Consider the following 23,731-nt stretch of genomic DNA (forward strand, 5'->3'; position numbering starts at 1 on the left):
TGTCCTGGGGCCATGAGGATCCGCCCGAATGCCCTGGACGGTCTTGATCCAGGGCAAGTCTTGCTCATCCGAGGAACAAGCGGTAGGCCGGGTTTTCGGTCTCGTCCCAGTAGCGATAGCCCATGGCATCGAGCGCGTCGGGCAGGCCGGGCAGTTCGTCGCCCGGGACTTCCAGGGCGGCAAACACTCGCGCCTCGGCGGCACCGTGGTTGCGGTAGTGGAAAAGGCTGATATTCCAGCGTTTGCCCAGACGTTCGAGGAACCCCAGCAAGGCGCCAGGACGTTCGGCGAACTCGAAGCGCAGGACGCGTTCCTCGGCCCCCGGCGCCGCATGTCCCCCGACCGTATGCCGTACATGCATCTTGGCCAGTTCGTTGTCGGTCAGGTCCAGCACTTCGTATCCCTGTTCGCGCAGGCTCGCCAGCAACCGCTCGCGCGGGTCATGCAGCGGGTGGGTCTGTACGCCGACGAACAGCCGCGCCTCCTTGCCCGGATAATAACGGTAGTTGAACTCGGTGATCTGCCGCTTGCCCAGGACCTGGCAGAACGTGCGGAAGCTGCCCGGCTGTTCCGGGATGGTCACGGCAATGATCGCCTCGCGCTGCTCGCCCAGCTCGGCGCGCTCGGCGACATGACGCAGGCGATCGAAATTGACATTGGCGCCAGAGTCGATCGCCACCAGGGTCTGGCCCCAGGCCTGCTCCCGAGCGACGTACTTCTTGATGCCCGCCACCGCCAGGGCGCCTGAAGGTTCGGTGATGGAGCGAGTGTCGTCGTAGATGTCCTTGATGGCCGCGCACACCTCGTCGTTGCTGACGGTGATCACTTCGTCGACGTAATGACGGCAGAGTTCGAAGCAATGGGCGCCGATCTGCGCCACGGCAACGCCGTCGGCGAATGTGCCCACTTGCGGCAGGATCACCCGTTCGCCGGCGGCCATCGCGGCTTGCAGGCAGTTGGAGTCGTGCGGCTCGACGCCGATGACCCTGATCTCCGGTCGCAGGTACTTGACGTAGGCCGCGATACCGGCGATCAGCCCGCCTCCGCCTACCGGTACGAAGATCGCATCGAGGGCGCCTGGCTGCTGGCGCAGGATTTCCATGGCCACGGTGCCCTGCCCCGCGATCACGTCGGGATCGTCGAAGGGCGGCACGAAGGTCGCGCCCTGGCTGTCGGCGAGCCTGAGCGCATGGGCCAGGGCGTGAGGGAAGCTCTCGCCATGCAGCACCACATTGCCTCCGCGCGCACGGACGCCTTCGACCTTGAGTTCCGGGGTGGTCGTCGGCATGACGATGGTCGCTTGCAAGCCCAGTCGCGAGGCGGCCAGGGCCACCCCTTGCGCGTGATTGCCCGCCGAGGCGGTGATCACGCCACGTTCACGCTGGGCCTGGCTCAGGCGCGACAGGCGGGTATAGGCACCGCGCACCTTGAAGGAGAAGGTCGGTTGCAGGTCTTCGCGCTTGAGCAGGACCTGGTTGCCCAGACGGGCAGAAAGCGCCGGCGCCAGTTGCAACGGTGTCTCGATGGCCACGTCATAGACAGGCGCGGCAAGAATGCGCCGGACCTGCTCCGAGAGCAGTTGTCGAGGGCTGATGGCGCGGGGGCTTACGGCGAGGCTGGTCATCGATGACTCCTGGTGTTTTTCTTGATGCCCAGGAGTCAGAGAGAGAAAACCCGCCTCCAGGGCGGGTTCGGTGCACGTGCGCGCTAGCCCGCCAATCGAATAATGGCGGTAATAATAATGCTCGGGGCGCGACGCTGCGTGGAGGTGTTCATGGCTGGGAACTTATCCCGCCATGACGTAGGAAGTCAACACTTGGCCTCCTGGGCCGAAACCGGCACGTCGAACACCTTGTCGAAGCCCCACTGGAAGACGAACGCGTAGACGAAGAAGAACACGAACAGCGCCAGGTTGGTCAACAGCGCCGTCCACAGGCTGATGTCGAGCCAGAATGCCACCAGCGGCAGCAGGATCAGCACCAGCCCGCCTTCGAAGCCCAGCGCATGCAGTACCCGACGCAGGAAGGTGCGACTGCGCTTGCGCTGGCGCGCCTCCCACCGCTCGAAGGCCCAGTTGTAAGCCATGTTCCAGCTCATGGCGATGCCCGACATGAGTATCGAGAGCATCGTCGAATGAGCCATGCCGGCGTCGAACATCAGCGACAGCGCCGGCGCCACGCAGGCGACAGCGATGATTTCGTAGCAGATGGCCTGGACGATCTTGCGGGCCTTGCCTTGCATATGGGACTCCTTTGAAAAGCTACAAGTTACAAGTTGCAAGCCACAAGTAGAAGCCTGATCTGAACCATTGGGCGACTTGCAACCTTTCTGATGCCTTTGCAGCGATAGGCAATGGAATGGACCGGCCTGTCTCTGCAGGAACGCCCCTCCGGCAATCAGGCGCCGCTGCTCATGGCGCTGTCCTTGCTGGTGGTTTTTCTCTGCCTGGCCGCGCTGTACGAAAGCTGGTCGATCCCTACCGCGGTCTTGCTGCTCGTCCCCCCGGGCATGCTCGGCGCCGTCTTGGCGGTCACCTTGCGCGGCATGCCCAACGACGTCTTCTTCAAGGTAGGCCTCATTACCCTGATCGGGCTGTCGGCGAAGAATGCCATCCTCGTTATCGAGTTCGCCAAGCATCTGGTGGACCAGGGGCACGACGCGGCCGATGCTGCCATCCAGGCCGCCCGCCTGCGCTTGCGCCCATCATCATGACCTCGCTCGCCTTCATCCTCGGCATGGTGCCCCTGGCCATTGCCAGTGGCGCCAGTTCGGCCAGCCAGAAGGCCATCGGCACCGGCGTGATCGGCGGGATGCTCAGCGCCACGTTGGCGGTGGTATTCGTGCCATTGTTCTTCGTGGTGGTCATGCGCCTGGCTCATCAGGGGACACGCCGGGTCGTGCGAGCACAAGCGACGCCTGACTGGACAAGCGTGCCATGACATGAGAGGGTTTCCGGTCCGAACGACCGGAAGCCTTGCCATGTCCAGCCCGTTTTCCCCTTGCTCGATCCTGATCCTCGCGGGCGGCCGAGGACAACGCATGGGCGGCCGGGACAAAGGTCTGGAGCTCTGGCGCGGCGAGCCCTTGATCGCGCATGTACAGAAGGTCGTGCGGCCCCTGACCGATGACCTGATCATTTCCTGCAACCGCAACCAGGCGGCCTACCAGGCTTTCGCCGACCAGTTGGCGGGCGATGCCGAGCCAGGCTTCCCCGGTCCGCTGGCCGGGGTGATCGCGGGCCTTGCCCTGGCGCGGCATCCTTGGGTGCTGATCCTGGCCTGCGATGCGCCGCGGGTGGATGCACCGCTGCTGGACGAGTTGCTCAAGCTTGCCGTTATCCACGACAGTGCGGCCATGGCCAGGCAGGCCACGTATTGGCAGCCGATGTTCAGTGCCCTCCCTCGCCGTCTTCTGCCCCAGTTGCAGCAGGCCTGGCAACACGGTGAGCGCAGCTTGCAGCGAGTCCTCCTGAATACCGACGTGCAGGCGCTCGACTGTGCCGAAGACGACGCGCGTCTGAGCAACTTCAATAGCCCCCAGTGGCTCGAGCGTTGATCCGGGCACGCCGCTCGCGACAGGCTGGGCGGTAGGCATTCGACGCCCCTACGATTGCCTGATGCTCTGCGACCCCTGCCACGCACCCGGCGCTTGACGGGTCGCCCCTCCTCACACCACGCGAAAATCCGCTCGCCTCCAGTCGCTTCTCGGTGCACCCTAGGCATCCGGCTCCGGTGAGCTTTCCCTGCACGAGATCAGCAAGACATGGCGAAATGGCTCCAAGGCGGCATGATGGCCGAACGCATTCGCGCGCATGATTGGTCGATCAGTGCGCTGGGCCCTCTCGAAAGCTGGCCAGACGTGCTCAAGACTACCGTGGCGTTGTGCCTGGCCTCGCGTTTCCCCCAGGCAATCCTGTGGGGGCCTGATCTGATCACCCTGCACAACGATGCGTTTTCCGAAATGCTGGGCAGCAAGCCCTCAGCCATAGGACGCCCCTTCAGGGACGTCTGGCAGGAGGCCTGGACCGACCTCGAGGCCATGGCGGAGCAGGCCATGACCGGCGAGGAGGTATTCATTCAGGACTTTCCCCTGCTCATCGAGCGTGGCGGCAGCCCGGAACGGGCCTATTTCACTTTCTGCTACAGCCCGATCCGCGACTTGGACGGCAAGGTCGTGGGGATGCTGGATACCGTCACGGAAACCACGTCCAGTGTCGTCGCCAATCAGCGCCTGAATTTTCTCGACAGGCTGGGCCGTACGCTGACGACCGTGACCGAGCCGGACAGGATCATGGCCATCACCACGCGCATGCTCGGTGAGCATTTGAACCTGTCCAGCTGCGCCTATGCGGTCATGGACGCCGATGAAGATGGCTTCACTGTCTGTGGCGACTGGACCGTCCCAGGTTCACCCCCTCTCGTCGGCCAGTACCGACTGGCCGATTTCGGTCAACTGGCCTTGACCCGCCTGCGTTCCGGCCAGGTGCTGGAGATCATCGACGGCCCGAGGCAGCTGCCCGCGCGTGACGCGGCCACCTTCGAGACCATCGGCACGGCGGCGACCTTGTGCATACCGCTGATCAAGGAGGGTCGCCTGACCGCGCTGATGGCCATCAACGACAAGCGACCGCGCGCCTGGTCGGCTTACGAACAGGCCTTGATCGGCGAGGTCACCGAGCGGTGCTGGGCGCATATCCAGCGGCTGCAGTCGCATAATGCCGTTCGCGAGGCGATGGCCGCCCTGGAAGCGCTCAATGCCAACCTGGAACAGCGCGTCGACGAACGCACCGAGCAACTGCTGCACACCGAAGCGGTGCTGCGCCAAACACAGAAGCTCGAGGCCATCGGCCAACTGACCGGTGGCGTGGCTCACGACTTCAATAACCTGCTGACCATCATCCGTTCCTCGATCCACTTTCTGCAGAGTCCCAACCTGGACGAGACACGGCGTGCGCGCTATCTCAAGACGATCGCCGACACCGTCGACCGTGGCGTCAAGCTGACCGGCCAGTTGCTCGCCTTCGCTCGGCGCCAGGCCTTGAGCCCGCAGGTATTCGAAGCGGGGCCGCGACTAGAGGCGATCACCGACATGCTCGACACGGCCACGGGCGCGCGCATCCAGGTCAGCCTGGAGGTGCCAACCACGCCGTGCCATATTCGCGCGGACCTGGGGCAGTTGGAGACCGCCGTGATCAATATGGTCATCAATGGCCGAGATGCCACGGCAGGCAGCGCCACCTTGCGCTTGTGCCTGCACGGCGACCAGGACATGCCACCGCTGCGGGGACACCCAGGCCAGGCCGGGCCCTTCGCGGCGATTTCGGTCATCGACGAGGGCGTCGGCATAGCGCCCGAGCTGCTCGATCGGATCTTCGACCCTTTCTTCACCACCAAGCCTGCCGGCCAGGGCACCGGTCTGGGCCTTTCCCAGGTCTTCGGTTTCGCCAAGCAGTCCGGGGGCGACGTGCAGGTCACCAGCGTCGAAGGCCAGGGCACGACCTTCACCCTTTACCTGCCCCAGGTGGCAGCCGAAGTCGAAGAAGAAACGACGCGCCCGCCGGCCAATGCCCGTCAGCAGGCGGAAGCGGCGAAGCGGCGGATCCTGGTGGTCGAAGATAACCGAGACGTCGGCGGTTTCGCGGTGCAGATCCTCAAGGAACATGGCTACCAGATCAGCTGGGTACATTGTGCCGAAGACGCCCTGGCGCAGCTGGAGCACTCCACGGTGGAGTATCACGCGGTGTTCTCCGACGTGAGGATGCCTGGCATGGGCGGCCTGGCGCTGGCCCATACCCTGCGCCAGACACGAGCGGACCTGCCGGTGGTCCTGACGTCCGGTTACAGCGAAGCCATCGCCGAGGGCGGCCACCAAGGTTTCGAGTTCATTGCCAAACCCTATTCCGCCGAGCAGCTCCGGCATGCGCTGGAGAAGGTGCTGCAGAGCCCTGGAGATCGGTAGCGCGCGCCGCTTCGCAGTGCCTCACGCCACCGTCGACAACAGCTGCGCCAGGCTTTGCGCCAGTTCCGCTCGCCGAAATGGCTTGCGCAGCACTTCGAAGCCCTGCAACTCAAGAGGCGTGAGATTGGCGTAACCCGTGATGATGAGCACCGGCAGGCCGGCGTGGCTTTGCCGCAGACTCTGGGCGAACTGGGCGCCCGTCATATCGTTCATGATGTGGTCGGTCACCAGGATGTCCACCACCAGCCCGGTATCGATCAAGGCCTGGGCCGCCGCCGCGCTGGACGCTTCGGTCACCTCGTAGCCCAGGTCGCGCAACTGCAGGCCGGTGGCATGACGGACGATGTCTTCGTCGTCCACCAGCAACACGTGTGTCGAATGCCGGGGAGGCGGTGCCGGCGAAACCTCATCTATCGGTGCGTGCGCCGGGCCGTCGCTGGCGGGCAGCCAGATCGTCGCCTGGGTGCCCTGCCCGGGTGTCGAGTCGACGCTGAGGCCACCGCCCGATTGCGCCGCCAGGCCTTGTACCATGGACAGTCCCAGGCCCGTGCCCTTGCCGCCGCGCTTGGTCGAATAGAACGGCTCCATGCAACGTTTGAGCACCTCTTCGCTCATGCCGGTGCCGCTGTCGCCGACCTGCAACCAGACTTGCCGGTCCGACCCCAGGCCCTTGGGCTGCGGTTCGCTACTCACGTCGGTGTCCGCGCGCAGGGTCAGCCGGCCACTGTTGGCCATCGCATCGCGAGCGTTGACCACCAGGTTGAGGATGGCCAGCTCCAGCTGGTGCGGATCTACCACCACCGCGGGCAGATTCGGATCGATCTCGACGATGATCTCGATGCCTGGGCCCAGGGAGCGCGCCATCAGTTCGTGCATGTCGGCCACCAAGGCCGCCAGCGATACCGCCTGGGGCTTGAGGGTCTGGCGACGGGCGAAGCTGAGCAGGCGTCCGACCAGGTTCCGGGCGCGGTCGGCCGCCTGCAGCGCGCTGTCGATGAGTTTGGCGGAGCGCTCGCCTTCCTGTCGGCGCCGGACCAGTTCCAAGGTGGTAATGATGGGGGTGAGCATGTTGTTGAAGTCGTGGGCGATCCCGCCGGAAAGCTGGCCGATCATTTCCATCCTGCGCGCTTCGTGCAACTGCAGGATGGACGCTTCTCGCTGCTCGAGCATGGCCGCCACCCGTTCCTCGAGGCTTTCGCTAAGCGTAACCAGCTCGGCCTCGGCCTGGATCCTGGCCGTGATATCGATACTCACGCAGAGCATCCCCGACAGGCGTCCGTGTTCATGGACCAGCGGGGTGATCTGCGATTGCACCCATACCTGGCTACCGTCCGGCCGCCGATAACGCTGGGTCAGCTCGCTCGGTTCGTCAACCGCGACCCGCCGAGCGTCGGGAGTCAGGTCCACGGGAACGTCGGGCAAGCGGGTACCGATCAGAGCTGCGCGAGGCCGTCCGACCATCTCGCAATAGCGGTCGTTGACTCGCGTGATGTTCCACCAGCGGTCACACAGGGCAATACCCGCGCTGGCCTGCTCGAACATCGCCGACAGCTGCATCGAACTGGTCCTCAACGTATGCTGGTCGCGAGCGTGGGTCATGGCCGCCCAGACCTGCTTGGCGCTTTCCTCAAGCAACAGGCGCTCGTCGTCGGTGACCCTATGCGAAGGCTGAAAATGTACGCCGAGCAACGCCTCCAGGCGATCCGAGCGCAGTATCGGTACATGCAGAGTGGCCGCTGTGCGGAGCGAGGAAGCACAGCCCGATCGCACGCGACCTTGCGCATCCAGCTTGCCATCGTCCATGCCGGATACGACGCTACGCCCCATCGACAGATCCGTTCGCGCGTCATCGCCCAGCGCCTGGTAGGCATGATCGCCGATCATCGAAGTAGCCTCGTTGCTCCATTCGTGCCCTATCCGAAAGGCTGTTCCATTGCCGAGGTCTTCGCCGAAGAATACCCGTGAGGCGCCCAGTTCCCTGCCCAGTCGCTGGGTGGCGTAGGTTTCGATCCGCGCGGAATCGCCCAGGGTCGGCAGCGCCTGTCCGAGTTCGAGCAGAAAGGCCTGACGGCGCTGGTAGCGTACACGCTCGGTGGTCTCGGTGACGATGCACAGCACCCCGGCAACCTCGCCATCGGCCTCGCGAACGGCCGAATAGGACACATCGAAATAGGCCGTCTCACCCTGTCCATGGCGCTCTATATAGAAGGGCCGATCCTTGGCCGAGAACGTCTCGCCCGTTTCGCGCACATTGCGCAGCAAGGGCTCGAGGTCATCCCAAAGCTCGCTCCAGTTTTCCACCGCCGACCGGCCCAGCGCGCGGGGATGCTTGGCTCCGATGGTCGGTGCGTAGGTGTCGTTGTACAACGCTACGTACTGCGGCCCCCAGAACAGCACGATCTGCGCCTGGGAGGGCAAAAGCATGCCCATGAGTATCTTGAGGCTGGGCGACCAGTCCTGCGGTGCCCCCAGGTGCGAATCCGCCCAGTCCCGGGTGCGCAGCAATGTACCGATCGACCCGCCATTGAGCAGGAAACCCAATTGGCCACGCGGCGTCCCAGCGTCGTTGTCCTGAAGTGATGTCATGTCTTGCCGGCTATCAGTCCCTTGGCGCACAGGCGCCCGTCACTGATAGGAGGGCCGGCACAAGCAGTCGTTCCGCCTAAATGCAATGTTTCTCACGGCTGATCGAGCGGTGGACCGGAAGGGCTCGAGTGGCGGCGCGGCTAGCGGTGCCTGGAGGGAGTCGAACCTCACGACATGCACCCGTCGGCCACCGCGCACCCGTCGGAACGGCCCTATCCCCCACCAGCTCAAAGGTTGTATGCGCGCTCATCATGCTCCGCGAGGTCCAGCCCCTGCTCTTCCACCTCGCGAGAGGCTCGCAGGCCGATCGTATGCCTGATCGCGCCCAGGATCGCCCAGCTCATCACGAAGCAATAGACGAAGGTGAACGCCACGCCCTTGAGCTGCACCAGCAACTGCGTCAGCGGTTGCACGCCATCCACATAGCCGCCCAGCGACGGTGCGGCGAATACACCAGTAAGCAGCGCACCGACGATCCCGCCCACCCCGTGCAGGCCGAACACGTCCAGACTGTCGTCATAGCCCAGTTTCCGTTTCAAGCGGGTCACGGCGAAGAAGCACAGGGCGCCGGTCAACAGTCCGATGGCCAGGGCGCCCAAGGGCCCTACGTAGGCGCAGGCTGGGGTGATCCCGACCAATCCGGCCAAGGCTCCGGAGGCTGCTCCGAGCGCGGTGGGTCGCCCGTGCAGGAGCCTTTCGCTGATCAGCCAGCCGACGATACCCGCGCAGGCGGCGATCATGGTGGCAAGCATGACGATACCCGCGCCGGCATCGGCGGCGAGGCCCGAGCCGACGTTGAAGCCGAACCAGCCGACCCACAGCAGCCCGGCGCCAACCAGCGTGAGGCCGAGGTTGTGCGGCGGCATGGCGGTCTGCGGATAGCCCTTGCGCTTGCCCAGCATCAGCGCGGCGGCCAGGGCGGCAACGCCCGAGTTGATGTGCACCGCCGTGCCTCCGGCAAAATCCAGCACGCCCCAATTGACCATGAGCGCGCCTGGCCCGCCCCAGACCATGTGCGCGATGGGCGCGTAGACCAGGGTGAACCACGCCGCCATGAACAGCAGCGCCGCGTTGAATTTCATGCGTTCGGCAAAACCGCCGGCGATCAGCGCAGGCGTGATGATGGCGAAGGTCAGCTGGAAGACCGCGAAGACGCCTTCCGGAATGCTGCCGACCAGGCTGTCGGCACGGATGTCTAGCATCAGTGCCTTGTCCAGGCTGCCAACGAAGCTGTTGAAGGTAAGCTGCCCCTCCACCATGCCGCGGGTATCGACCACCAGGCTGTAGCCGTACAGCACCCAGAGAATTCCGATGATCCCGGCCACGGCGAACAGCTGGGTGAAGACCGAGAGAAAGTTCTTGGCCCGCACCATGCCGCCGTAGAACAGTGCAAGGCCAGGGATGCACATCATCAGCACGAACATGGCGGCGCAGATCATCCAGGCGGTGTTGCCGGTGTCCAGGCTCGGCTCGGCGGCGTGGACCAAGGGTGCGAGGGCGAACAAGGGGACTGCCAAGGCAAGGCGTGACAGCGGTCGAAGCGTCATGGGCTTACTCCAGGTCGATGTTCGATGCACGAATGCCTGCAGGTCCGCGCCTGCCCTGGCTGTGCGGCGTATCGGGAAAACCGCCGACATCGGTCGGCGGTCGGGATCACTCAGTACTGCGCTTGCCCAGGTACCCAGTTGGTGCCGGCCAGCGGTACCCGCGCCATGGCGGCGGCTTCGACGGTCAGGGCCACCAGGTCCTCGGGATCGAGGTTGTGCAGGTGCGACTTGCCGCAAGCGCGAGCCATGGTCTGGGCCTCCAGGACCAACACACGCAAATAGTTGGCCAGGCGGCGGCCGGCCTCCTGCGGATCGAGGCGCTTGGCCAGCTCCGGATCCTGGGTGGTGATACCGGCGGGGTCGCGACCGTTCTGCCAATCGTCGTAGAAGCCAGCGGCCGAGCCGATCTTCTTCAGCTCCTCGTCGAGCCGTGGGTGGTTGTCGCCCAGCGCGATCAGCGCGGCGGTGCCGATGGCGACGGCGTCAGCGCCCAGGGCCATGGCCTTGGCGACGTCGGCGCCGTTACGGATACCGCCGGAGACGATCAGCTGGACCTTGCGGTGCATGCCCATCTCTTGCAACGCCTGCACAGCCTGGGGGATGGCGGGCAGGATCGGGATGCCGACGTGCTCGATGAACACTTCCTGAGTGGCCGCGGTACCGCCTTGCATGCCGTCGAGCACGATCACATCGGCGCCGGCCTTTACCGCCAGCTTGACGTCATAGTAGGGACGGCTGGCGCCGATCTTGACGTAGATCGGTTTCTCCCAGTCAGTGATCTCGCGCAGCTCGGCGATCTTGATGGCCAGGTCGTCCGGGCCGGTCCAGTCCGGATGGCGGCAGGCACTGCGCTGATCGACACCGATCGGCAAGGTCCGCATGCCAGCGACACGCTCGGTGACCTTCATGCCCAGCAGCATGCCGCCGCCGCCCGGCTTGGCGCCCTGCCCCAGGACGATCTCGATGGCATCGGCCTTGCGCAGGTCATCCGGGTTCATGCCATAGCGCGACGGCAGGTACTGGTACACCAGGTGCTGGGACTGACCGCGCTCCTCCGGGGTCATGCCGCCATCGCCGGTGGTGGTGCTGGTACCGGCGATGCTGGCGCCACGACCCAGGGCCTCCTTGGCATTGGCCGATAGCGCCCCGAAGCTCATGCCGGCGATGGTCACCGGAATCTTCAGGTGGATCGGCTTCTTGGCGAAGCGGTTGCCCAGGACGACGTCGGTGCCGCATTTCTCCCGGTAACCTTCCAGTGGGTAACGCGAGACGCTGGCGCCCAGCAGCAACAGGTCATCGAAGTGCGGGACACGGCGCTTGGTGCCGCCACCGCGGATGTCGTAGATGCCGGTCTCGGCGGCGCGCTGGATTTCCTGGATGGTCAGGCGATCGAAGGTGGCCGATTCGCGCAGCACGGGTGGGGTTTTTTCGCTCATGTGAAGCTCCTCGAATTCGGGATCTGGACGCGACCTAGGGCTGCGTCGAGGGGAATCAGTACGCCGAGGCGTTGTCGACCTTGAAGTTGTAGAGCTGACGGGCCGAGCCATAACGCTTGAAGCTGGCCGGGTCCTCGTCGAATCCCGCGCGGTCCAGCAGCCCCTTGAGCTCTTCGAGATGCTCGGCGCGCATGTCTTTTTCGACGCAGTCGGAGCCCAGCGACTGGACCGATCCCTTGACGTAGATGCGCACTTCGTAGAGCGAATCGCCCAGGGCGTCGCCGGCATCGCCGCAGACCACCAGACGCCCGGCCTGGCCCATGAAACAGCTCATGTGGCCGATGCTGCCGCCGACGACGATGTCCACGCCCTTCATCGAGATCCCGCAGCGCGCCCCGGCGTCGCCCTCGATCACCAGCAGACCGCCATGCGCCGTGGCGCCCGCGGCCTGGGACGCGCTGCCCTTGATCCGCACCGAGCCGGACATCATGTTTTCCGCCACCCCGACACCGACGTTGCCGTGCACCGTGACGCTGGCTTTCTGGTTCATGCCCGCGCAGTAGTAGCCGGCGTGCCCTTCGATCTCGACGGACACGGACTGATTGATACCCACGGCCAGATTGTGCTTGCCGTCTGGTCGGGCGACGCGCCATTCACGGTCCTGGACGTCGTCGTGCAAGGCCTGGTTGAGTTCGCGCACCGAGGCGCTGGATAGATCGATGGTCTTCATGTTGTTCTCCAGATGCGAGTCGACGGATCAGGCGCTCTCGCGCTCCCAGACGTACAAGGTGGCGGGCGCGGGCTCCCAGACGCGCGCCTTGTCGATGCCTGGCAGGCTGGCCAGGGCCTGGTATTCCGAGGCCATGGCCACGTAGTCGTCGGTTTCGGCCAGCACCGCGGGCTTGCAGGCGATCGGGTCGCGGATCACCGCAAATCCGTTGCGCGTGCCGATGGCAAAGGTGAAGAAACCGTCCAGGTCTTCCAGGGCGCCATCCAGTGCCTGGGCCAGGGTATCGCCCTGCCGCAGGCGCCAGGTGAGGTACCCGGCGGCGACCTCGGTGTCGTTGTCGGTCTCGAAAGTGATGCCCTCGCGCTTGAGCTCCTGGCGCAGGCGGAAGTGATTGGACAGCGAGCCGTTGTGCACCAGGCACAGGTCGGCGCCGGTGGAGAACGGGTGGCTGCCTTCCATGGTCACCGCGCTTTCGGTCGCCATGCGGGTGTGCCCGATGATGTGGCTGCCCTTCATGCCGGCCAGGCCGAAGCGCTGGGAGATTTCCTCTGGCAGCCCCATGCCCTTGAGGATTTCGATGCTTTGTCCGGCACTCATGATGCGGACGTCGGGCGCCAGTTCCACGAGGGCTTCACGGGCCGATTCCTCGCTGCAATGGGCCTTGAGAACCGCGGCGCTGGCATTCTGGAACCAATCCAGCGAGCAACCCAGGCGAGCTTCCATGTCGCCCATCAATGCCGCCCAGGGATAGCCGGTCTCGCCGGCCTGCAAGGTCAGCTTGATCCAGCCATCGGCGACTTCGTCGCCATAGATGGCGAAGCCCGCGCTGTCCGGGCCGCGGTCGGTCATGGCCTGGAGCATGGGTTCGAAGAGCTTGCCGAGCTGGCTTTCCAGCGCCGGCTTCTTCAGGTACAGACCTACGATTCCACACATAAAAAGGGCCTCACTCTGTTCGTCAGTTGTCAGCTTCAGGCTGCCAACTGCAAGTTGTCCGGGTAGGACGGGTTCGTTGGCGCCGCGCGCAGGCTTTCCAGAAGCCGACGGCGCGGACCCGTGGCTCAGAAGAATTCGGTGTAGCGCTGGATCTCCCAGTCCGAGACGTGACGGCAGTACTCGATCCATTCCATGCGCTTGAGCTTGATGAACTCGTCGACGATTTGTGAACCGAGCACTTCTCGGAACAATGGGTCGGCATCCAGCGCGTCGGTCGCTTCCTTGAGCGATTGCGGCAGGGTCTTGATGCCGCGCGCGGCGATTTCTTCCAGGCTCAGGTTGTAGAGGTTCTCGTTGCACATCTCGCCTGGTTCCAGCTGACGGTCGATACCATCCAGGCCCGCGGCGATGATGGCCGCGGTGACCAGGTAGGGATTGCAGCCGGCGTCGGGAAGACGGAATTCAAGGCGCCCGTAAGGGATGCGCACCATCGCCGAGCGGTTGTTCGCGCCGTAGGCGATGAAGGCCGGCGCCCAGGTCGAACCGGACAGCGAACGGCCCACCACCAGACGCTTGTAGGAGTTCACCGTGGGCGCGGCCAAGGCGCACAAGGCCGGGCCGTGGGCGAGCAGCCCGGCGGCGAAGTGATAGGCCAGTTTCGACAGGCCCATGCCGCTGGTATCCGACGGGTCGTGGAAGAGGTTCTTGTTGCTGGCACTGGCCAGCGAGAGGTGGAAGTGCATGCCGTTGCCGGCTCGCTTGGGGTCGGGCTTGGGCATGAACGAGCAGATCATCCCCAGATCGTTGGCGATCTCGCCGGCCGCCATGCGGAAGAACGTGAAACGGTCGGCCGACTCGAGCGCGTCGCTGTAGGTGTAGTTGATCTCGAACTGGCCGTTGGCGTCTTCATGGTCGATCTGATAGATGTCGAAGCCGACGGGTTGCAGGGCTTCGGTCAGGCGCTCGAGGAACTCGCGGGAACGAGACAGGCCCTTGTAGTCGTAGCAGGGCTTGTCGAGATTGTCCGAAGCGTCGACCAGTTGCAGCTTGCCGCCTTCATCGCGACGGAACAGGCTGAATTCGGGCTCCAGACCGGTGTTGAGCACCCAGCCCTTGTCGGCGAGCCGCTGTACCTGCTGTTGCAGTACATGCCGACTGTCCAGCGGCCAGGGTTCGCCATTCACGTGTCCGACGCAGACCACCCGGCCGTAGCCTGGTTGCCAAGGCACCGGGATCAGCGTCGACAGGTCGCCGCGGGCCATGAAGTCCGGGCCATGGGGCTCCATCCCCATACCGCAGATGGCGAACCCGGCAAAGCCGGCGCCCTGCTCGGCCACGGTCTGGAGGCCCGTGACCGGCACCGATTTGGTTTTCGCCGCGCCATGGATATCGACGAACTGGGCCAGCACGTACCTGATGCCGTGCTGATCGAGGATGCGCTGGGTTTCTGCTGGCAACATGGGTGATCACTCCTGGTCAAGAGGCAGGACGTTGATGGGCCGGATCAATTCCGATAAGGAATTTTTCTTTCCTGACAGGAATGCAACAGCCTTGCCAACTTGTAGGGCAGAGGATCAAACAGCGCGCAGGTACGCTTTTCTTCTGTATATATGGGAAACTTGCTTTCATCGCAGGAAAGACTTTCGCCAGCGAAGCAAAGCCATGCACTTTCCAAGTGCGAAACAATTATTCTTGAACTTAAACCGTGCAGGGTGCTTCAATGTCGACCGCTAACGAACCACGTCTCCGTCTGGAGCAGTACCTGGGCCTGCAGATCAAGCGCCAGCGATTGGCGCAGTCCCTGAAGCTTGCGGACGTGGCACGCATCGCCGGTATCAGTCAGGGCATGCTGAGCAAGATCGAGAATGCCCAGGTCTCGACCAGCCTCGACACCCTCAGCCGTCTGTGCGACGTGCTGGGCATGCCCATGTCCAAACTCTTCAGCCAGTATGATCAGGCCGATGGCAATGCCTTGCTGGTCAAGGCAGGCGAAGGCCTGGAAGTGGTACGCCGGGGGACCGACAAGGGTCATACCTACCATTTGCTCAACCATTCCCGAGGCCCGAAGAAGAACGTGGAGGCCTACATGGTGACCATGGATGACGCCAGCGAGGAGTTTCCGACCTTCGCTCATCCAGGGACCGAGTTCCTGCATCTGCTGGAGGGGGAATTGGTGTACCGGCATGGCAACCAGCTCTACCACATGCAGGCCGGGGACAGCCTGACGTTCGATGCTGATACGCCGCACGGGCCGGAGCAGTTGGTGCAGGTGCCGATTCGGTTGTTGTCGATCATGAACTACGGCGGAGAGTAGGTAACCTGGGATTCAGGCCCGAACCTACGGCTATCAGCTAAGGTGCAGCCAGCGCCTACACGGGTTTCGCCGCACCTTGGGTAATAACCGAGTGACCGACAAAAAATCGAGGTACGGCGCACCAGACTCTGGATGAGTCGCGCACTTTCTCGAGCCTCACGAATTTCCCTACAGGATAAAAAATTTCTTCAGGGTATAGACCTGCGCTAAAACTTCGCCTATAAAACCGCAAAAGGAAATTTATATTCCCACAAAGAAACACTCCTTCGCCCGCGAACCCATCATTCACCGGTGAAATCTTCAAGCCCTTGTGCCCGAACTGCCCCCATTCACCACGAGGATTCGACATGCCCCACGCTCACAACCCCTTCATCCTGCGTATCAGTTGCCCAGCCGTTTCCGGCATCGTCGCGGCGGTGACCACCTACCTGGCCGAGCAGGGTTGCTATATCAGCGAAATGGCGCAGTTCGACGACGAGGACAGCGGACGTTTCTTCATGCGCGCCGTGTTCCGCTTCAATGATGGCCTGTCCGGTGACATCAGCCAGGTCGAAGCCGGTTTCACCGATGTCGCGCAACGCTTCTCCATGCAGTGGAGCCTGCACGACAGCGCACGCCCCATGCGCGTGCTGCTGATGGTCAGCAAATTCGACCACTGCCTGGCAGACCTGCTCTACCGCCACGCCAAGGGCGAACTCGAGATGCAGATCACTGCCATCGTCTCCAACCACCTGGAACTGCGGCCCATGGCCGAGCGCGAAGGCATCCGCTTCGTCTACCTGCCGGTTTCCAAGGAAACCAAGGCGGAGCAGGAGTCGGCGCTGATGCGCATCGTCGAGGAAACCGACACCGAACTGGTGGTCCTGGCGCGCTACATGCAGATTCTTTCGGATGATCTGTGCAAGCAACTGTCAGGCCGGGCCATCAACATCCACCATTCGTTCCTGCCAGGATTCAAAGGCGCCAAGCCCTACCACCAGGCCTATCACCGGGGCGTCAAGCTGATCGGCGCCACGGCCCACTACGTCACCAGCGACCTGGACGAAGGCCCGATCATCGAACAGGAAGTCCAGCGCGTGGACCATGCCTACAACCCGGATGACCTGGTGGCGATCGGACGCGACACCGAGACCGTCGCCCTTTCGCGCGCCCTCAAGTACCACCTGGAGCACCGGGTTTTCATCAACGACGACCGCACGGTGATCTTCAAATGAGCGCCGTTGCCAGCGTCAAGATCATCGATGGCAAGGCCACGTCGGCGCGAGTTCTGGCCGAGGTCCGCGAGCAAGTCCTGGCCTTGCGCGAAGCCGGTACGCAACCAGGCCTGGCCGTGGTGCTGGTAGGCAGCGATGCCGCCAGCCAGGTCTATGTGCGCAACAAGGTCCTGCGAGCCGAGGAAGTCGGTATCCGCTCGTTCGAACACCGCTTGCCCGCGGACACGACACAGGACGAACTGCTGAGGCTGATCGCCCTCCTCAACGCGGATCGGGCCGTCAACGGCATCCTGGTGCAGCTGCCCCTGCCCGCGCATGTCGACGAACACCAGGTGCTGCAGGCGATCAGCCCCCTCAAGGATGTGGACGGCTTCCACAGTGCCAATGTCGGCGGTCTCGCCCAAGGCCGAGACGTGCTCACTCCCTGTACCCCCAGCGGTTGCATGCGCTTGCTGCATGACACCTGCGGCGACCTGTCCGGCAAGCATGCCGTGGTGGTCGGGCGCTCGAACATCGTCGGCAAGCCCATGGCCGCGCTGCTGTTGCAGGCCGACTGCACGGTGACCGTGGTCCACTCGCGCACTCGTGACCTGCAGGTACTGTGCCGCCAGGCAGACATCCTGATCGCCGCCGTCGGCAAGCCCCGCCTGATCGATGCCGACTGGCTCAAGCCCGGCGCCATCGTTATCGATGTCGGCATCAACCGCATCGAGGTGGAGGGGCGCAGCAGGCTGGTCGGGGATGTCGACTTCGAGGCCGCCCTGCCCCAGGTCGCGGCGATCACTCCGGTGCCCGGGGGCGTCGGCCCCATGACCATCGCCTGCTTGATGAAAAACACACTGTTGGCCCTGGACCTGCAACAGCAGGCCGTCCGAGAGGAGCGCATCCCATGCCCTTCGCCCTGCTGAAACACGGTCTGAGCGCCGACTACCCGGTGGAAGTCGATCTGCCACCGCCCTGTGACCTCAAGCCACGCTACGACGTGGTGATCATCGGCGCGGGCGGCCATGGCCTGGCGATTGCCTATTACCTGGCCAAGTACCATGGGGTGACCAATGTCGCCGTGCTGGAGAAGGCCTACCTGGGCGGCGGCAACACCGCGCGCAACACGGCGGTGATCCGCTCGAACTATCTGACCAGCGAAGGCGTGCGCTTCTATGCCGAATCGGTGCGGATGTTCCAGGAGCTCTCCAACGAGTTCGACTTCAACATCATGTACTCCGAACGCGGCCAGCTCACCCTGGCCCACACCGACGCCACGGTCCGCGCTTTCCGTCAACGCGCCGAAGTGAACAAGCACTTCGGCGGACGTACCGAGATGATCGACCGCCAGCAGATCCGCGAACTGGTACCGACCCTCAACCTCGATCCCGGTCATCTGCCGGTGATCGCCGGGCTGTGGCACATCGACGGCGCCACCGCGCGTCACGATGCGGTCGCCTGGGGATACGCCAAGCAGGCCGCCAAGCGCGGCGTGGAAATCCACCAGCTCACCGAAGTGCAGGACCTGGTAGTGCGCAATGGGCGCATCGAGGCGGTCAAGACCAACCGCGGCACTGTGCAGTGCGGCTGCGTGGTGCAGGCCATCGCAGGGGCCAGCTCGCTGCTGATGGCCAAGGCCGGTATCCGCGCGCCGATCCAGACCTACCCCTTGCAGGCCATGGTCACCCAGCCGTTCAAGCCGTTCCTCGACCCCCTGGTCAGCTCCTCGGCGTTGCACTGCTATGTCCAGCAGACCAGCCGCGGCGAGATCGTCTTCGGTGGCGGTTCGGACCCTTACCCGCTCTACAACACGCGCTCGACCCTGGATCTCAAGGAAAGCCTGCTCGGCCACGCTATCGAGATGTTCCCGTTCATGGCCAACGCCAAACTGATGCGTCAGTGGGCCGGGATGACCGACATGACGCCGGACTACAGCCCGATCATGGGTCTGTCTCCGGTGGAAAACTACTACTTGGACGCCGGTTGGGGCACCTGGGGCTTCAAGTCCACGCCGATCTGCGGCAAGACCATGGCCGAGCTGGTCGCCAGCGGCGGCAAGGTACCCGCGTTGATCGCGCCCTTCGCCCTGGAGCGTTTCAGCCGCTTCCAGCAGGTCAACGAAATGGGCGCCACGGCAGCCAGTCACTAGAGGAACGAGCGATGAAGATCCTGACCTGCCCCTTGAACGGTCCGCGCAACATCAGTGAGTTCACCTACGGGGGCGAATTCAAGCGCATGCCTGACCCGGCCCGCTGCAGCGACCTGGAATGGGCCGACTACGTATTCAACAGCGATAACGCCGCCGGTGTGGTCGTCGAGTGGTGGCTGCACAATGCCTCCAGCTACTGGTTCCTGGCCGAACGGCACACCGTGAGCGACCAGGTCCTGCGCACCTTCGACCCCAAGGAAGTCTTCGACCGACGTATCGACTTCGCCGCCCCTGCCACCATCCCGGAGATCGCCGGATGAACAGCCCGACTCGCCTCCCCGCGCCCATGGGCCTGCTGATCGACCGCGAACGGCCCTTGCGCTTCAGCTTCGAAGGCCAGTCGTACCAGGGCTTCGAGGGTGACAGTGTCGCCAGCGCCCTGCTCGGCAATGGTCGCTGGCTGCTTTCACGTTCATTCAAGTACCACCGCCCGCGTGGCCCCTTGAGCATGGCCGGGCAGGATGCCAACAGCCTGGTCCAGCTGCCCGAGGAACCCAACGTGCCGGCCGACCTGCACCCGGCCAGCGAAGGCCTGAAGGTTGCGGGGCAGAACTTCTCCGGCAGCCTGGACAGCGACCGCGACGCCTATCTGGGCAAGTTCTCGCGTTTCATGCCGGTAGGCTTCTATTACCGCGCCTTCTACAAGCCCAAAGGCATGTGGAAGATCTGGGAGCCGCTGATCCGCAAGAAGGCCGGCCTGGGCGTGCTCGATCTCGACTTCAAGCCGCAGTACTACGACAAGGCCTATCTGTTCGTCGACCTGGCGGTGATCGGCGCGGGCCCCGCCGGTCTGCGCGCCGCCCTGGATGCCGCCAACTCCGGGGCCAAGGTCCTGCTGATCGAGCAACAACCGGTACTCGGCGGCTCGCTCAACTACGCTCGCTTCGACATTGCCGGCACTCGCGCCACCAGCCTGCGTGCCGAGCTGCTGGCGGCCGTCGAAGGTCATCCGAATATCCAGGTGCTGCTGCGGGCGACCTGCAATGCCTGGTTCACCGACAACTACCTGCCCGTGATCCAGCACAAGCGCATGTACAAGGTTCGCGCGACACGCTGCCTGGTGGCAGCCGGGTCCTTCGATCAGCCGGTGGTATTCCGCAACAACGATCTGCCCGGCGTGATGCTGACCAGCGCCGCCCAGCGCCTGATGAAGTTCTATGCGGTCAAGCCGGGCCAGCGCGCCGTGGTCCTGACCGGCAACGATGACGGCTATCTGGCCGCCCTCGACCTGCAGGAGCAGGGCGTGACGGTCGCTGCCCTGGTGGACATGCGCACGACGCCCGTCGACAGCGAACTGGCCACCGAGCTCAAGCGTCGGCAGATCCCTTTGCACCTGGGCAGCACCGTCTATGAGGCGCTGCATGAAGCCGGCATGCGTCATGTCAGTGGCGTCGATATCCGCCCGATCACGGGTCAGGGCAAGGTGGCCACCCAAGGTCTGCAACTGGCATGCGATCTGCTGTGCATGTCCGCCGGCTACATGCCGGTCTATCAGTTGCTCTGCCAGGCCGGCGGCAAGCTTGCCTACGAGGAGACGCGGGCCGAATTCGCGATAAGCAACCTGCCGACTCACCTCGATATCGCCGGCTCCGTCAACGGCCGGCACCTGCTCGACAACGTCCTCGCCGATGCCGCCCGTGGCGCCGCCGAAGCGCTTGCGGCGCTGGGCCTGGACGTCCCGACGCCGGCGGCCTTCGCCGCCGAGCGCCCGGTCAATTTCCCTTGGCCGATCTTCCCCCATCCCAAGGGCAAGGATTTCGTCGACTTCGACGAAGACCTGCAGGTGCGCGATATCGTCAACGCGACTCGCAGTGGCTATCGGGATATCCAGCTGGTCAAGCGTTTCTCCACGGTCGGCATGGGCCCTTCTCAAGGCCGCCATTCGGCATTGCCGACCGCGCGCCTGGTCGCGCATGCCACGGGACGCAGCATCGGCGAGACCGGCGTGACCACCGCGCGCCCACCGTTCGAAGCCGAGAAGCTCGCCCATGTAGCCGGTCGTGCTTTCGACCCCTACCGGCAGACGCCGATGCACCGTCGCCACTTGGAAGCGGGAGCCAAGATGATGCCGGCCGGTCTCTGGCAGCGCCCGGCCTTCTATGGCAAAGCCGAGGACCGCGATCGCTGCATGCAGGAGGAAGCCCGGCACGTGCGCGAGAAGGTCGGCCTGATCGATGTCTCGACGCTGGGTGGCCTGGACGTGCGCGGCCCCGATGCCGCCGAGCTGCTGGAGCGCCTGTATACCTTCGGCTTCGCCAAGCTTGCGGTAGGTCGCACGCGGTATGCGTTGATGACCAATGAGCACGGCGTGGTGATCGACGATGGCGTTTGTGCCCGTCTGGGCGAGCGGCATTTCTATGTGAGCGCGACCACCAGCGGCGTCGATCGCCTCTATCAGCAGATGCTCAAATGGAATGCCCAGTGGCGCCTGGACGTCGACATTACCAACGTGACCGCCGCGCTGGCGGCGGTCAATCTGGCCGGACCGCTGTCGCGCCAGGTGCTGGCCAAGGTCTGCGAAGGCATCGACCTGTCCGCCGAGGCGTTTCCCTACCTGGGCGTGCGCCTGGGCAAGGTGGCCGGGATCGCGGCGCGCGTGTTGCGGGTCGGATTCGTCGGCGAGCTTGGCTACGAGATCCATGTACCGGCGCGCTATGCCGAGCGTCTCTGGGATGTGCTGATGGAGGCCGGTGCCGCGCTGGGCATCCGTCCGTTCGGGGTCGAGACCCAGCGCCTGCTGCGCTTGGAAAAAGGCCATGTGATCATCAGTCAGGACACCGATGGCATGACGCACCCCGCGGAGATCGACATGCAGTGGGCGATCGGCCGCAAGAAGCCGTTCTTCGTCGGCAAGCGCTCCATCGAGATCCTCGAAGCCCAGCCACTCAAGCGCAAGCTGGTCGGCTTCACCCTGCCACCTACCAGCGCGCAACCTTTGGAAGGTCATCTGGTCCTGGACGGCGCCGACATCAGCGGCAACGTCACGTCCTGCGAGTATTCGCGGACGGTCGGCCAGATCATCGGGCTGGCCTACGCTGCCACGCACCAGGCCACGCCCGGCATGCACATCCCGATTCGCGTGGAAGGCGGCGAGATCGTCCAGGCCACGGTGGTCCAACTGCCGTTCCACGACCCTGAAAACCAGCGCCAGGAGCTCTGAAACATGTCCAGCCTGAAAGCCGAAGACTTCATCGAACGCAGCCCGCTGTACCCACTGCAGCAAGGCGCGCGTTTGGCCACCCTGGCGCACAGCAGCATCGTTGCCCGCTATGGCGAGAAGGAGGAGCATGCGCTGTTGCAGCGCTGCGCGCTGATCGACCTGAGCAACCTGCCACGGGTGGGTTTCCGAGGAAGCGACAGTGCCGCCTACCTGCAGGCGCGTGGTTACTGCCTGCCCGAGCAGCCCAACCAGGCCGTGCGCCAGCAGGACGGCTGCCTGGTGGCGCGCCTGTCGCAGAGCGAATACCTGCTGCTCGGCAGTCTGCACGACCTGGGCGCGCGCATTGCCGTCGAGGAAAGCCGTTGGGAACAGGATGATCAACGCAACTACCTGCTGCCGCGCCAGGACAGCCATGCCTGGCTGCAACTGACCGGCAACCGCAGCGCCGAGGTGATGGCCAAGCTGTGCGGCGTCGATCTGCGCGCCAGGGCCTTTGCTTCCGGCGCCGTGGCGCAGACCTCGGCGGCACGGATCAACGTGATCGTGATCAATGCCGGCAGCCAGGCCTTGCCGGCCTTGCAGATCCTTTGCGATCGCGCATCGGTGCAGTATTTCTGGGGTGCCTTGCTCGATGCCATGGACGAATTCGGCGGCGGTCCGGTGGGGATCGATGCCCTGCTCGACTGACCACAGGCAGGACCGACAAAGTCGCTGAGAAAACGATGGCCGTGCAGCACAACGGCGCGGCCACCGCCTCGATCGCCGCGACGTCGGGCCGGCTGTCATCCAATCCTCCTGGAGGCACCATGGCGGAGACCCTGCAAGACAGCGAATACCGTGTACCCGCCCTGGAGCGCGGACTCAAACTGCTCGGCCTGTTCAACGCGCGCACCCGTAGCCTGGGCATCAACGACATGGCCGAACGCCTCGGGGTCAGCCCCTCGGCGCTCTACCGCATCGTCCAGACCCTGCAGGACATGGGTTACCTGAACAAGCGCGAACGCAACCTGTACGAACTCGGCGCGCGAGTGATCTCCGACGGCTTCGCCTACCTGAGCAGCCGCGACATCGTCGAAATCGCCCTGCCACATCTCAACGCCTTGCGCGACAGCACATCGCTGTCGTGCCACCTGAGCATTCGCGAGCACACCGATGTGCTGTACATCTATCGGGCTTTCGCGCCGCAACGGCTGACGGTCAACATTCCAGTGGGTACCCGCCTGCCCTGTCACGTCACCGCCCTCGGCAGGATGCTCCTCACCGGCCTGGACGAGGAAGCCCTGGCCCAGTTGTATCAGCAGGTACGCCTGGATGATTACCCGTCGCCGGCGCCGCGGACCCTGCTGGAACTGCAGCAGACCATCGTCGATGACCGCCAGCGCGGCTGGGTGCTGCACCGCTCCGATTATTCCACGGCCATTGCCACGAGTATCAGCGACCGTACCGGGCAGGTCGTGGCGGCGATCAACCTGTCCGGGCCGGAAGCGGTTCTAGCCAGCGCGGCTACGGAGCAGCGCTATGTGCAACTGCTGCGGGAAACGGCCGAGGCGATTGCGCAAGAGTTGCTCGCGGGGTAAGGGCCTGGGTAAGTGATAGTACGCTGCGCCACCATCAGCTCGCTAACCAGCCGCTGACGCGCCTGCTCGAACAGTGTGGGCGGGG

General features: G+C 64.3%; 18 protein-coding genes and 1 pseudogene. 11 read left to right on the top strand and 8 right to left on the bottom strand.

Annotated elements, in window-relative coordinates; translation table 11 throughout:
• Nucleotides 1–64: 64 nt before the first annotated feature.
• Both ilvA and G7009_RS00465 read right to left on the bottom strand, forming a co-directional pair.
• Nucleotides 65–1,624, bottom strand: a complete 1,560-nt coding sequence (gene ilvA, locus G7009_RS00460; RefSeq protein WP_219856383.1) for a threonine ammonia-lyase, biosynthetic — start codon at nt 1,622–1,624, stop codon at nt 65–67.
• A 185-nt stretch (nt 1,625–1,809) separates the two neighbouring features.
• Nucleotides 1,810–2,241: a PACE efflux transporter gene (locus G7009_RS00465; RefSeq protein ID WP_181128016.1), complete on the bottom strand. Its 432-nt coding sequence runs from the start codon at nt 2,239–2,241 to the stop codon at nt 1,810–1,812.
• A 111-nt stretch (nt 2,242–2,352) separates the two neighbouring features.
• Here G7009_RS00465 and G7009_RS00470 point away from each other — a divergent pair.
• The 3 genes and pseudogenes from G7009_RS00470 to G7009_RS00480 form a co-directional block, all read left to right on the top strand.
• Nucleotides 2,353–2,939, top strand: a pseudogene (locus tag G7009_RS00470) (efflux RND transporter permease subunit); the annotation flags it as partial.
• A gap of 40 nt (nt 2,940–2,979) precedes the next feature.
• Entirely contained in the window at nt 2,980–3,555 is a 576-nt protein-coding gene (gene mobA / locus G7009_RS00475) for a molybdenum cofactor guanylyltransferase MobA (RefSeq protein ID WP_181128017.1), read from the top strand.
• 207 nt (nt 3,556–3,762) lie between these two features.
• Nucleotides 3,763–5,958 (top strand): GAF domain-containing hybrid sensor histidine kinase/response regulator, encoded by a 2,196-nt coding sequence (locus G7009_RS00480; RefSeq protein WP_181128018.1) that lies wholly within the window; start codon nt 3,763–3,765, stop codon nt 5,956–5,958.
• A gap of 21 nt (nt 5,959–5,979) precedes the next feature.
• Here G7009_RS00480 and G7009_RS00485 read toward each other — a convergent pair whose 3' ends face one another.
• The 6 genes from G7009_RS00485 to glnT all read right to left on the bottom strand — a co-directional run bounded on the left by G7009_RS00485 (nt 5,980) and on the right by glnT (nt 14,650).
• Nucleotides 5,980–8,544 (bottom strand): PAS domain-containing protein, encoded by a 2,565-nt coding sequence (locus tag G7009_RS00485; protein WP_181128019.1) that lies wholly within the window; start codon nt 8,542–8,544, stop codon nt 5,980–5,982.
• Nucleotides 8,545–8,771: 227 nt separating this feature from the next.
• The gene (locus tag G7009_RS00490; RefSeq protein ID WP_181128020.1) at nt 8,772–10,091 is read right to left on the bottom strand and encodes an ammonium transporter; all 1,320 of its coding nucleotides are present in this window, start codon (nt 10,089–10,091) and stop codon (nt 8,772–8,774) included.
• A gap of 110 nt (nt 10,092–10,201) precedes the next feature.
• Entirely contained in the window at nt 10,202–11,527 is a 1,326-nt protein-coding gene (locus tag G7009_RS00495; RefSeq protein WP_181128021.1) for an FMN-binding glutamate synthase family protein, read from the bottom strand.
• A 55-nt stretch (nt 11,528–11,582) separates the two neighbouring features.
• Nucleotides 11,583–12,257: a GltB/FmdC/FwdC-like GXGXG domain-containing protein gene (locus tag G7009_RS00500; RefSeq protein WP_181128022.1), complete on the bottom strand. Its 675-nt coding sequence runs from the start codon at nt 12,255–12,257 to the stop codon at nt 11,583–11,585.
• A 27-nt stretch (nt 12,258–12,284) separates the two neighbouring features.
• Entirely contained in the window at nt 12,285–13,190 is a 906-nt protein-coding gene (locus G7009_RS00505) for a class II glutamine amidotransferase (RefSeq protein ID WP_181128023.1), read from the bottom strand.
• Between the two features lie 125 nt (nt 13,191–13,315).
• On the bottom strand, nt 13,316–14,650 hold the full coding sequence (glnT, locus tag G7009_RS00510; RefSeq protein ID WP_181128024.1) for a type III glutamate--ammonia ligase: 1,335 nt from the start codon (nt 14,648–14,650) through the stop codon (nt 13,316–13,318).
• Between the two features lie 260 nt (nt 14,651–14,910).
• Between glnT and G7009_RS00515 the strand changes: the two genes are divergently transcribed.
• From G7009_RS00515 to G7009_RS00550, 8 genes are all read left to right on the top strand, one after another.
• On the top strand, nt 14,911–15,504 hold the full coding sequence (locus tag G7009_RS00515) for a helix-turn-helix domain-containing protein (protein ID WP_181128025.1): 594 nt from the start codon (nt 14,911–14,913) through the stop codon (nt 15,502–15,504).
• A 347-nt stretch (nt 15,505–15,851) separates the two neighbouring features.
• Complete coding sequence (gene purU / locus G7009_RS00520) at nt 15,852–16,718, top strand: formyltetrahydrofolate deformylase (protein ID WP_181128026.1); 867 nt, start codon at nt 15,852–15,854, stop codon at nt 16,716–16,718.
• Nucleotides 16,715–17,626, top strand: coding sequence for a bifunctional methylenetetrahydrofolate dehydrogenase/methenyltetrahydrofolate cyclohydrolase FolD (folD, locus tag G7009_RS00525; protein ID WP_181128027.1), 912 nt, complete (start codon nt 16,715–16,717; stop codon nt 17,624–17,626). The genes purU and folD overlap by 4 nt, the downstream gene beginning before the upstream one ends.
• On the top strand, nt 17,608–18,849 hold the full coding sequence (locus G7009_RS00530; protein ID WP_181128028.1) for an FAD-dependent oxidoreductase: 1,242 nt from the start codon (nt 17,608–17,610) through the stop codon (nt 18,847–18,849). The genes folD and G7009_RS00530 overlap by 19 nt, the downstream gene beginning before the upstream one ends.
• 11 nt (nt 18,850–18,860) lie before the next feature.
• Complete coding sequence (locus G7009_RS00535) at nt 18,861–19,169, top strand: sarcosine oxidase subunit delta (protein ID WP_181128029.1); 309 nt, start codon at nt 18,861–18,863, stop codon at nt 19,167–19,169.
• Nucleotides 19,166–22,069 carry a 2Fe-2S iron-sulfur cluster-binding protein gene (locus tag G7009_RS00540; RefSeq protein WP_181128030.1) on the top strand — a complete coding sequence of 968 codons (2,904 nt, stop codon included), beginning with the start codon at nt 19,166–19,168 and terminating at the stop codon, nt 22,067–22,069. Before G7009_RS00535 ends, G7009_RS00540 begins: the two co-directional genes overlap by 4 nt.
• A gap of 3 nt (nt 22,070–22,072) precedes the next feature.
• Nucleotides 22,073–22,756, top strand: a complete 684-nt coding sequence (locus G7009_RS00545) for a sarcosine oxidase subunit gamma (RefSeq protein ID WP_181128031.1) — start codon at nt 22,073–22,075, stop codon at nt 22,754–22,756.
• A gap of 119 nt (nt 22,757–22,875) precedes the next feature.
• Nucleotides 22,876–23,646, top strand: a complete 771-nt coding sequence (locus G7009_RS00550) for an IclR family transcriptional regulator (RefSeq protein ID WP_181128365.1) — start codon at nt 22,876–22,878, stop codon at nt 23,644–23,646.
• Nucleotides 23,647–23,731: the final 85 nt, after the last annotated feature.

This window comes from Pseudomonas capeferrum (assembly GCF_013523055.1).
GTDB classification, from domain to species: Bacteria; Pseudomonadota; Gammaproteobacteria; order Pseudomonadales; family Pseudomonadaceae; genus Aquipseudomonas; species Aquipseudomonas capeferrum_A.

What these genes read in the sequence shown, in the direction of transcription:
- glnT (WP_181128024.1), bottom strand. Translation starts at nt 14,650, where the DNA reads ATGTTGCCAGCAGAAACCCAGCGCATCCTCGATCAGCACGGCATCAGG.
- G7009_RS00540 (WP_181128030.1), top strand. Translation starts at nt 19,166, where the DNA reads ATGAACAGCCCGACTCGCCTCCCCGCGCCCATGGGCCTGCTGATCGAC.
- G7009_RS00490 (WP_181128020.1), bottom strand. Translation starts at nt 10,091, where the DNA reads ATGACGCTTCGACCGCTGTCACGCCTTGCCTTGGCAGTCCCCTTGTTC.
- G7009_RS00485 (WP_181128019.1), bottom strand. Translation starts at nt 8,544, where the DNA reads ATGACATCACTTCAGGACAACGACGCTGGGACGCCGCGTGGCCAATTG.
- G7009_RS00505 (WP_181128023.1), bottom strand. Translation starts at nt 13,190, where the DNA reads ATGTGTGGAATCGTAGGTCTGTACCTGAAGAAGCCGGCGCTGGAAAGC.
- G7009_RS00535 (WP_181128029.1), top strand. Translation starts at nt 18,861, where the DNA reads ATGAAGATCCTGACCTGCCCCTTGAACGGTCCGCGCAACATCAGTGAG.
- G7009_RS00515 (WP_181128025.1), top strand. Translation starts at nt 14,911, where the DNA reads ATGTCGACCGCTAACGAACCACGTCTCCGTCTGGAGCAGTACCTGGGC.
- G7009_RS00530 (WP_181128028.1), top strand. Translation starts at nt 17,608, where the DNA reads ATGCCCTTCGCCCTGCTGAAACACGGTCTGAGCGCCGACTACCCGGTG.
- ilvA (WP_219856383.1), bottom strand. Translation starts at nt 1,624, where the DNA reads ATGACCAGCCTCGCCGTAAGCCCCCGCGCCATCAGCCCTCGACAACTG.
- G7009_RS00545 (WP_181128031.1), top strand. Translation starts at nt 22,073, where the DNA reads ATGTCCAGCCTGAAAGCCGAAGACTTCATCGAACGCAGCCCGCTGTAC.
- mobA (WP_181128017.1), top strand. Translation starts at nt 2,980, where the DNA reads ATGTCCAGCCCGTTTTCCCCTTGCTCGATCCTGATCCTCGCGGGCGGC.
- G7009_RS00550 (WP_181128365.1), top strand. Translation starts at nt 22,876, where the DNA reads ATGGCGGAGACCCTGCAAGACAGCGAATACCGTGTACCCGCCCTGGAG.
- G7009_RS00480 (WP_181128018.1), top strand. Translation starts at nt 3,763, where the DNA reads ATGGCGAAATGGCTCCAAGGCGGCATGATGGCCGAACGCATTCGCGCG.
- G7009_RS00465 (WP_181128016.1), bottom strand. Translation starts at nt 2,241, where the DNA reads ATGCAAGGCAAGGCCCGCAAGATCGTCCAGGCCATCTGCTACGAAATC.
- G7009_RS00495 (WP_181128021.1), bottom strand. Translation starts at nt 11,527, where the DNA reads ATGAGCGAAAAAACCCCACCCGTGCTGCGCGAATCGGCCACCTTCGAT.
- G7009_RS00500 (WP_181128022.1), bottom strand. Translation starts at nt 12,257, where the DNA reads ATGAAGACCATCGATCTATCCAGCGCCTCGGTGCGCGAACTCAACCAG.
- folD (WP_181128027.1), top strand. Translation starts at nt 16,715, where the DNA reads ATGAGCGCCGTTGCCAGCGTCAAGATCATCGATGGCAAGGCCACGTCG.
- purU (WP_181128026.1), top strand. Translation starts at nt 15,852, where the DNA reads ATGCCCCACGCTCACAACCCCTTCATCCTGCGTATCAGTTGCCCAGCC.